The sequence below is a fragment of the Massilia luteola genome (genome assembly GCF_034420155.1).
GTDB classification, from domain to species: domain Bacteria; phylum Pseudomonadota; class Gammaproteobacteria; order Burkholderiales; family Burkholderiaceae_D; genus Telluria; species Telluria luteola.
In genome coordinates this window covers 1-2,498 of record NZ_JAXOFN010000071.1, presented here as the reverse complement: position 1 = coordinate 2,498, position 2,498 = coordinate 1, and the positions used below count along the sequence as shown (strand labels likewise).

At 56.4% G+C, this 2,498-nt stretch carries 3 protein-coding genes; 1 reads left to right on the top strand and 2 read right to left on the bottom strand.

The features are described from left to right. The first annotated feature begins 24 nt into the window (after positions 1-24). Positions 25-1,008 carry an IS5 family transposase gene (locus U9J41_RS29215; protein WP_322404939.1) on the top strand — a complete coding sequence of 328 codons (984 nt, stop codon included), beginning with the start codon at positions 25-27 and terminating at the stop codon, positions 1,006-1,008. Positions 1,009-1,149: 141 nt separating this feature from the next. Here U9J41_RS29215 and U9J41_RS29210 read toward each other — a convergent pair whose 3' ends face one another. Further along, the gene (locus U9J41_RS29210) at positions 1,150-1,848 is read right to left on the bottom strand and encodes a hypothetical protein (RefSeq protein WP_322405702.1); all 699 of its coding nucleotides are present in this window, start codon (positions 1,846-1,848) and stop codon (positions 1,150-1,152) included. A gap of 76 nt (positions 1,849-1,924) precedes the next feature. Beyond that, the coding region (locus U9J41_RS29205) for an IS256 family transposase (protein ID WP_322405701.1) at positions 1,925-2,498 on the bottom strand (574 nt) is incomplete at its 5' end.

Genomic DNA, 2,498 nt, shown 5'->3' with positions numbered 1-2,498 from the left:
CCATCCAACGCTGTCGTGTCGATCATGCAAAAGAGCTTCTCGGACCTTGAATACGCAAACAAGAAGAAGCTGACGCGGCGCGACCGCTTTCTTGCGGAGATCGAAAAGATCACGCCGTGGGAGCCGCTGCAGCGGGCAATCGAACCGTTCTACCCCAAGATCGTCGGTGCTGGCCGCCCGCCGATCGGCTTGGCACGCATGCTGAGGATGTATGTGGCCCAACAGTGTTTCGGGCTGTCGGATGAGGGCATTGAAGACGCGATCTACGACAGCCAGGCCATCCGCGCCTTTGTCGGCATCGACCTCAATCGGGAGTCTGCGCCGGACGCGACGACGCTGCTCAAATTCCGGCATCTGCTCGAAGCTAACGGGCTGACGAAAAAGATCTTCGACACCATCAACGGCCACCTTGCCGAGAAGGGTCTGATGATGCGTGAGGGGACCATTGTGGATGCCACGCTGATCGCGGCGCCGCCTTCGACCAAGAACAAGGACGGCAAGCGTGATCCGGAAATGCACCAGTCGAAGAAGGGCAACGAGTGGCATTTCGGGATGAAGGCGCACGTGGGAGTGGACGCCGCGTCCGGCCTCGTGCATACCGTCATCGGCACTGCCGGTAACGTCGCCGACGTCACACAAGCGGGCTCGTTGTTGCACGGCGATGAATCTGCGGCGCTTGGCGATGCCGGCTACCAAGGCGTCGAGAAACGTGCAGAGAATCTCGGCAAATCGGTGACCTGGCACGTGGCGATGAAGCGCTCCAAGCGCAAGGCCCTGCCCAAGAACAAGCTCGGCCGCATGCTCGAAAAACTGGAGCATCTCAAGGCCAGCGTGCGGGCGAAAGTCGAGCATCCGTTCCATGTCATCAAGAACCTGTTCCGTCATCGGAAGACGCGCTATCGCGGCTTGGCCAAGAACACGACACAACTGTTTACGCTGTTCGGCTTCGCCAATTTGGTACTGGCTGGCCGGCGATTTACGGTCACCGACACCCGACGTGCGTCCTGAGTGCCGGAAGGCAAAAGAAATACTGCCGACTTGCTGAACAATTGCCTGTGGCCGGGCCAAAAACATCTTTCGAGGTGCCAAGCAACCCGGCCAGCGATCTCGTCGACTTTCGCGCGCGAAAGTGAATTAATCAGCGGCTCCCTAGATATAGGGTCGCAAGATCCTGATTCTGTCCCGTTTCCTCAACCGCTGCCACCAAGAGCCGTCCGGCAACGGCAACTCGAAAACGTAGCGGGCTTCTTGTCGCATCCGCATTGCAGTCGGCAGGTGGGTAAAGTCCATGCCAATCGCGGCGCAATAGTGATCAAGCACATGCTGCGGGTCCTCAAGTGCGAGCACCTCGCCGTGTACATAGGCAGCCAACGGTCGCGCGTGCTCGGGCACGCCATCAGGCGACCACCGGCGCCTAACCAAGCCTCGCAAGAGCAGGTTACGGAACAAATTCCACTCGTAAATCGCTACACCGTCGATCTGATAAGAATTGAAGGCGGGAAGCGTGTGCAGGACAATGAAGTGCGCGTTTTTCACTATGTGCTCGTTGGACAGTTTAATGTCACCGAGCGCTGCGCGAACCTGATCAAGCACCACGGGCTCTGCAAGCCGGTCGCGCAACACGACAAGGCGTTCGACGCCTTTGGTTAGCGACCAATTGCTTGCTCCCCAATCGTGCAATTCATCATCCAGACTCGCGGTACGACTGTCGCGCTTCCACTTCGCTTGTACGAAAAAAATCTTACGACGCTTGACGTCATAGAGGATGAGATCGCAGTCATACATCTTGCCTGCCGCGTTGTCGCCGCGCTTGAAACCGCGCCGTACTAGATAATCGGTCTTCGGCACGTCATCGCGTACATGAACAGTGATCTGATCCTCGAACTTTGGGGGTGTACCAGATTCTGTGTAAACGAGTCTTTGTTTAAGTCTGCGGTACTCGGTCTTCAAACTGGATGGCGAAGCGGTTTAGCGCAGCTTTCCAGTCCCGTATCGGCATCGTCCACTTCTTGCTGATGTTGTTCAGGGCAAGATAAAACAGCTTGCTGACGGCTTCATCAGTCGGAAAGGAACTGCGGGCCTTGGTAACTTTTCGCAGGCTCATGTTAATCGACTCAATCGCATTCGTGGTGTATATCACCTTGCGGATTTCTGGCGGATAGTCGAAAAACGGTATGACGCGCGCCCAATTTCGGCGCCAGGACTGACTTATTGGTTTATACTGTTTATCCCATTTATCTTCGAATTCGGAAAGCCTGAGTTCAGCTTCATCGGTAGTGGCTGCACTGTAGATCAACTTCAGATCGGCGGCGACCTCTTTCTGCGCTTTCCATGGCACGAAGTTCAGGCTGTTGCGCACCATGTGGACGATGCACAGCTGAACCGAAGTCTGCGGATAGACCGCCTCGATGGCGTCCGGGAAGCCTTTCAGGCCATCGACGCAGGCGATGAAGATGTCCTGTACGCCGCGATTTTTTAGCTCGGTCACGACCTGCAGC